The 6,399-nt window shown below is 50.1% G+C and carries 4 protein-coding genes; all 4 read left to right on the forward strand.

Translation table 11 applies throughout. The annotated features are described in order from the left end of the window. Window positions 1–26: 26 nt before the first annotated feature. The 4 genes from thiL to BLS44_RS25560 all read left to right on the forward strand — a co-directional run bounded on the left by thiL (window position 27) and on the right by BLS44_RS25560 (window position 5,861). Window positions 27–1,061: a thiamine-phosphate kinase gene (thiL, locus tag BLS44_RS25545; protein WP_090393603.1), complete on the forward strand. Its 1,035-nt coding sequence runs from the start codon at window positions 27–29 to the stop codon at window positions 1,059–1,061. A 23-nt stretch (window positions 1,062–1,084) separates the two neighbouring features. Continuing rightward, window positions 1,085–2,236 (forward strand): helix-turn-helix domain-containing protein, encoded by a 1,152-nt coding sequence (locus tag BLS44_RS25550; protein ID WP_090393604.1) that lies wholly within the window; start codon window positions 1,085–1,087, stop codon window positions 2,234–2,236. A 141-nt stretch (window positions 2,237–2,377) separates the two neighbouring features. Next, window positions 2,378–4,765, forward strand: coding sequence for a TonB-dependent receptor (locus BLS44_RS25555; protein WP_090393607.1), 2,388 nt, complete (start codon window positions 2,378–2,380; stop codon window positions 4,763–4,765). Window positions 4,766–4,802: 37 nt separating this feature from the next. After that, complete coding sequence (locus BLS44_RS25560; protein ID WP_090393605.1) at window positions 4,803–5,861, forward strand: tetratricopeptide repeat protein; 1,059 nt, start codon at window positions 4,803–4,805, stop codon at window positions 5,859–5,861. Window positions 5,862–6,399: the final 538 nt, after the last annotated feature.

Genomic DNA, 6,399 nt, shown 5'->3' on the forward strand with positions numbered 1-6,399 from the left:
TTACGATAAATCAGTAAAGATTATTTATGAGCACAGAACGTACAGAATTATCGGATCTTGGCGAATTTGGTCTGATCGGTCATTTAACCAAAAACATAGAATTACAGAACGTTTCCTCCCTGCTGGGGGTGGGCGATGATGCGGCTGTGATCGACCATTTTGGTAAGCAAACAGTCGTTACCACCGACCTGCTGCTGGAAGGGGTGCATTTTGACCTGATGTATACACCGCTGAAACACCTGGGTTATAAGTCAGTGGTGGTAAACCTGAGTGATGTGTATGCGATGAATGCCACCCCTACCCAAATTACCCTGAGCATCGGCATCAGCAACCGTTTCAGCCTGGAAGCGCTGGATGAGTTTTATGAAGGGGTATATGCCGCGTGTAATCACTACGGGGTAGACCTGATCGGGGGTGATACCACTACCTCCCAAAAGGGATTCGTCATTTCTGTTACCGCCATCGGGGAAGTGACACCTGATCAATTTGTGAAAAGAAGTACTGCAAAAAAAGGCGACCTGCTTTGTGTGAGCGGAGACCTGGGTGCTGCTTATGTAGGCCTGTTGTTCCTGGAGCGCGAAAAGAAAATATTCCTGGAGAGCCCGAAAGTGCAACCCGATCTTGAAGGGGAAACCTATGTGATCGGACGGCTGCTGAAACCGGAGGCCCGAAAAGATATCGTTGCGTTTTTTGCAGAAAGCTCCGTGATGCCTTCCGCAATGATGGACATCAGCGATGGGCTGAGCTCGGAGATCCTGCATATTTGCAAAGATAGCAACCTGGGCTGCGTGCTGTATGAAGACAAGATCCCTATTGCGGAGGAAACCCGCAACGCTGCTTTTAAGTTCGAGATTGACCCCACGGCCTGTGCTTTAAGCGGAGGGGAAGACTATGAGTTGCTGTTTACCGTTCCCCAGTCGGAGTATGAAAAGATCAATGAGAACCCGGCCATCAGCATTATTGGCTACATGACAGAGGCGGGAGAAGGAGCGCATATCATTACCAAAGGCGGCAGCCGGCACGAGATCACGGCCCAGGGCTGGAACCCGATCGGGTCCTGACCGGATGAAAAATAAACCCAACCATGCTCTACCTTACGGGAATTATTGTATCAGTATATTTACTAATACTGCTGCTGGCGAAGCCACAAAAAACCACGGCCGATAAGATCCTTACAGCGTGGCAGTTTTTGGCTACCATCCACCTGGTATATCTGTATCTGTTTGTTACAGATCAGTATAAAGCGGTGCCCGGGCTGCTGGGCTGGGAGCTGGCGTTCCCGTTTATCCATGGTCCCTTCCTGTATTTATACACCCTGTACCTAACCAACCAGCAAAAACATAAATACCGGTGGATCTGGCATTTTTTGCCCTTTTTGGTCACCTATCTGATATGGATCCCGGTGCTGATCCGGTCCCCGGAGCAAAAACTGTATACCTATGAGCATGGTGTGCCCGGCTACAAAGGGGTCATCGTCGGGCAAACCATCGCAATCATCGCCTCCGGGGTGGGTTATGTAATTGCGGCGCTCATATTGCTGAAGCGCCATCGCCGGAATATTGCAGGGCAGTTTTCCAATACCGGGAAAATAACGCTGAACTGGCTGCGGTATTTGATTGGCGGCATTGGGGTGATCTGGTTTTTTGTAACTTTTTACCTGACGGCACAGAGCCTCTATATTTCGGTCTCTCTTTTTATCTTCTTCCTGGGATTTTTTGGCGTGCGGCAGGAAGGCATCTTTAACCGGCGCGCTGCTGGTCAGCACCCGCCTCCGGATGGAAGCCCCGGGCCGTTAAATGAAGCCCCGCCGCAGCAGGTCACAGCCTTGCTTTTGAAAAGTACAGCTCCCGGAAAAGTAAAGTATGAGAAATCCACACTTACGGAGGAGGATGCGGTATTGATCCATGAGGGGTTGGTGCATCTGATGCAGGAAACCCTCTTATTTAAAAATGCAGAACTGACCCTGGGAGATGTGGCGGAACAGCTGGATACCCACCCTGGCAACCTGTCGCAGGTGATCAACTCCAGGATCGGGAAAAGCTTTTATGACTATATCAACGGGCTGCGCGTGGAAGAGTTCAAAAAGATGATGGCCCATCCTCAGAACCAAAACTATACCTTGTTGTCGCTGGCTTTTGAATGCGGCTTTAACTCCAAGTCCTCGTTTAACCGGAATTTTAAAAAGTTTACCGGCCAGTCCCCTTCCGATCATCTGAAAAGCCGGGATACCGATTGATCGTCTCGTCTTTAGGAATTCATTAACAAAAACGGCCGTTTTTAGAGGTGCCACCCTATTTGGTGGGGCGATTTGCGCATTTTCGGCGCTCATATTTGCAAAAAATCAATTTTTTATCTTTTTAAACCTGTTTTTGTGCAAATGAATCCGGCTGCTTTTCGGTGGAAGGCGATCCTGCCTCTTTGTTTCCTTTTCTTTAGTCATTCCCTGTTGGTGGCCCAAACCACGCAAACCCAATGGGTGCGGGGAAGGGTCGTGGATGATGTAACCCGGTTCCCGATAGAGGATGCTACCATCGCTGTTTTGGGCACAGGCCTGCCATCAGCCCGGTCTGATAAGGACGGCTATTTTAAGCTGAACATTCCCCTGGGCCGCTACAGCCTGCTGGTCACCCATACTGGCTATGAAACCGGTACGGCTGCCGATGTACTGGTAACGGCTGGCAAGGAAGAGCAGCTGGTGATCCCGCTGACAGAGAAGACAACGGTTTTAGAAGCCGTGGTCGTACAGGCCAAAAGTGGACAGGCAATGAACAATGAGATGGTGGCGGTGAGCGGAACGGTGTTTAACCCGGCGGATACCCGGCGTTTTGCGGGGTCCATTGGCGATCCTGCCCGCATGATCAGCGCCATGGCAGGGGTGGCGAATGCGTCGGACGGCCGCAACGATATTGTGGTGCGGGGCAATTCGCCCCTGGGACTTTTATGGCAGGTGGAGGGTGTTACTATTGCCAATCCCAATCATTACGGGTCACTGGCAAGCACCGGCGGGCCCGTCAGTATTTTGAATGCCAACAGCCTGGCAAAATCGGATTTTATCGCCGGCGCGTTCCCGGCGCAATACGGGAATGCCCTGGGCGGGGTGTTTGACCTGCGGCTACGGAACGGTAATTCCGAAAAGACCGAAGCGGTAGGCGAGATCGGCTTTGCCGGTTTTGAAGCCGGTATCGAGGGCCCTTTTTCCCGCAGGAGCAAGGCCTCTTACCTGGTCAACTACCGGTACTCCACTGTTGGCCTGTTGCAGGCCGTTGGCTTTAATGTGGGCACCGGCTCTTCCATCCCGGAGTACCAGGATATTAATTTTAAGATCCACATCCCGCTGTCGGCAAAAAATACCCTGTCTGCCTGGGGCATGGGTGGTCCCAGTAAAATTGACTTCCTGGGCAACGAGGCAGATACGACCAAAAACCAGAACTTATACGGAGCAGAAAATACGAATATCTTTTCCCGGTTCTTTACCGGCATCGCGGGGCTGAACCTGGAGACCCATTTCGGCAGGAAGACCTTTGGAAAACTGAGCATCGGCATCAATCGCGCTACGGAAAAAGGACTGGCAGATTCGATCAGTGAGCAAACCCGCGAAGCCTTCCGCACCGGCGAAAGCCGTTTTAAAACTTCCCGGTATGAGGTCGCCTATACGCTGGCGCATAAATTCAGCGCCAGGAGCAGCCTTCTTTCGGGGGTTACGGCAACTGCTTTTCAATACCAGCTGTTTGATAAACGGATCTATGGCAATTATGAATCGGAAACCATCCAGATCGACGAGAACACGAATACGGCGTTGTTGCAGGCTTTTAGCCAGCTAAAGCACCGGTTTACTGAACGGCTTACCTTCACTGCGGGGCTTCATTATCAGCAGTTAACACTGAACGGCTCCCGGGCTGTAGAGCCCCGCGCTTCCCTGCAGTATGACCTGCCGGGCCGGCAAACGATCAGTGTAGCTTATGGCGATCATGCACAAATGCAAAGCCCGGTTGTATACTTTAAACGGTCCTACATAAACGGGCAACCCGTTTACACCAACCGGCAGCTGGGCTTTACGCGCAGCCGTCAAATGGTGCTGAGTTATGCCAACCAGCTGGCGTCTTCCCTCCGGCTCCGGGCGGAGGCCTACTATCAAAAGCTGTCGCATGTGCCGGTGACCCGCTATCCTTCCGGCTTTTCCATGCTGAACGAGGGTGCCGGTTTTGGGATCCTTTTAAAAGACAGCCTGGTCAATAAAGGTACCGGCGCCAATTATGGGGTCGATCTTACCCTGGAAAAATCGTTCAGCCGGTATTATTATTTTTTAATAACGGGAAGCCTGTTCCAGTCCCGGTACAAGGGCAGCGACGGGGTTGAACGGAACACGACCTTCAACAATAACTATATTGCCAATATCCTTACGGGGAAGGATTTTCGCCTGGAGGGGGATCAGCATATTTTTTCTGTAAGCCTCCGGATGACGGTGATGGGCGGGCGGTATGTTTCCCCGGTGGATGCGGCGGCCTCGGCCTCGGGCAGGGGCACCACCTATGATGAAGACCGCAATCCGTACTCCATAAAACAGGCGCCGTACTACCGGGCAGATCTCAAGTTTGGCGGGCGCCGGAACTTTAAGCGGTCTACGCTGGAAGGGGGTGTTGACCTGCGCAATATCACTAACCGGCAGAATCTTTTTGTACAACTCTACGACCGCAAAACACAAAAAGTAGTGAACCAGTACCAGCCGGGGATCCTGGTGGTGCCGTATTTCCGGTTTACGTTTTAATCTTCTTTTATCAATTTTATAAATCAATCAACCGAAAATGAAAAAGAGTGTCCTTGTTATTGCCTGCTTTGTATTTGCGGGAGTTGTATCCATTCTTTCCTGCAGAAAGAGCAAAACCGAAAAATCAGCTTTTGATAAAGTGTATGAGCGGGTGAACGATCCGCAAAACCATTATTTCTGGGAGCAGTTCCACAACGGGAATATTGAAAATGTAAAAACCGTGATCAGTAAGCTGGAACAGCAGTACCAGGAAGATTCCTCCAACCTGGTCGCTACTGCACATTTAGGATTTGCCCGGTTCTGGTTACTGTCTGAAGGATTGCGGGGCGGCATTGCACCGGAAGAAATCCCTGGTCATGTGGCCGATGCCCGTAAGTATTTTGCAAAGGCCTACCAGATGAACCCCAATGATAAGCGCCTGCTGGGTTTTTGGGCAGATGCGGAAATGGCGCAAGCGGGCATGACCCAATCCCAGGAACTGTTACAGCAGGGCTATGCAAGAGGGCTGGAGGCTATCAGCGCCTGGCCGGAGTTTAATAAATTTACGATCGGCATCTCTTTTGCCGGGGCGCCCGTGCAGGTGCCTTTTTTTCAGCAGGCGCTGGAATGGCAATGGACCACCCTCGAAGACTGTTATACCGCATCTGTTGACCGCTCCAACCCGGCCATTCAGGAGTTTATCAGCAAGGACCTTTCCGGTCATAACCTGGGCAGGAAAAGGGCCTGTTACAATAGCTGGATCGCCCCGCACAATATTGAAGGTTATTTTTTAAATATGGGAGATATGATCGTAAGGACCGGCGATGCTGCAACAGCCAAAAAAATATATGCCCTGGCAAAGGCATCGCCCAACTATGATAGCTGGGCATTCAGGGAAGTACTGGAAAAAAGGATCCGGAATGCGGAGCGGAACATCACCGTGTTTTTAGATAATGCCCAGCAGGGGATCGATAATGTCATCATTGCCAGCTCTGGCTACAATTGTTCCAGCTGTCATAAAATGAGCACGGCCGACCAGGACCGGTTCAAAAATTACGATTGGGTTGGCTATTTTAAAACCAGGGATATCTATTCAGTGAGCGGGTTAAAGCCCTGATAGGTGCCGCACTTCTGTAGGAGGGCTGGAGCCGGAATGGATTCCGGGAAATAAGGGCGCTTCATTATCTCTATTCAAAAGTTGTTTTTAAGAACGAGGGAATCAATGATTTTTTTTGTGTCTGTTGAGGATGGTTTTGGCGCAAACTGCCGGATCACTTTAAAATCTAATGGCCTCGTGACTATTTGCAGTATGAGTGATAATGAACCGGAATCAATTTTATTAAAATGCGTAATTACTAGTGGTTTGTGAGGACACAAACCATGGCCCACGCCACGGTCAGTGTCCTCACTGACCGAGAAAAGAAATAATTTTGATGCCGGCTTATTATGAAATGGTTAAAAGCATTTTCTTATGTCAAAACTAAAATCTTTCGGGGGTATTTTTAGCCCGGAATAATTTTTAAAGATGCTTGCGGCGGATAAAACCACTTCTTCGAAAAAACATGGTTTTTCTTCCGGTGTCCCGATTTTAAAATCGGAAATTGGAGTTTACTATATCATTCAATGTCTAGTTTCAAAAGGTTTTTAAGAAGCGG

Origin of the sequence: Niabella drilacis (assembly GCF_900101395.1) — a bacterium.
Taxonomy (GTDB): Bacteria; Bacteroidota; Bacteroidia; order Chitinophagales; family Chitinophagaceae; genus Niabella; species Niabella drilacis.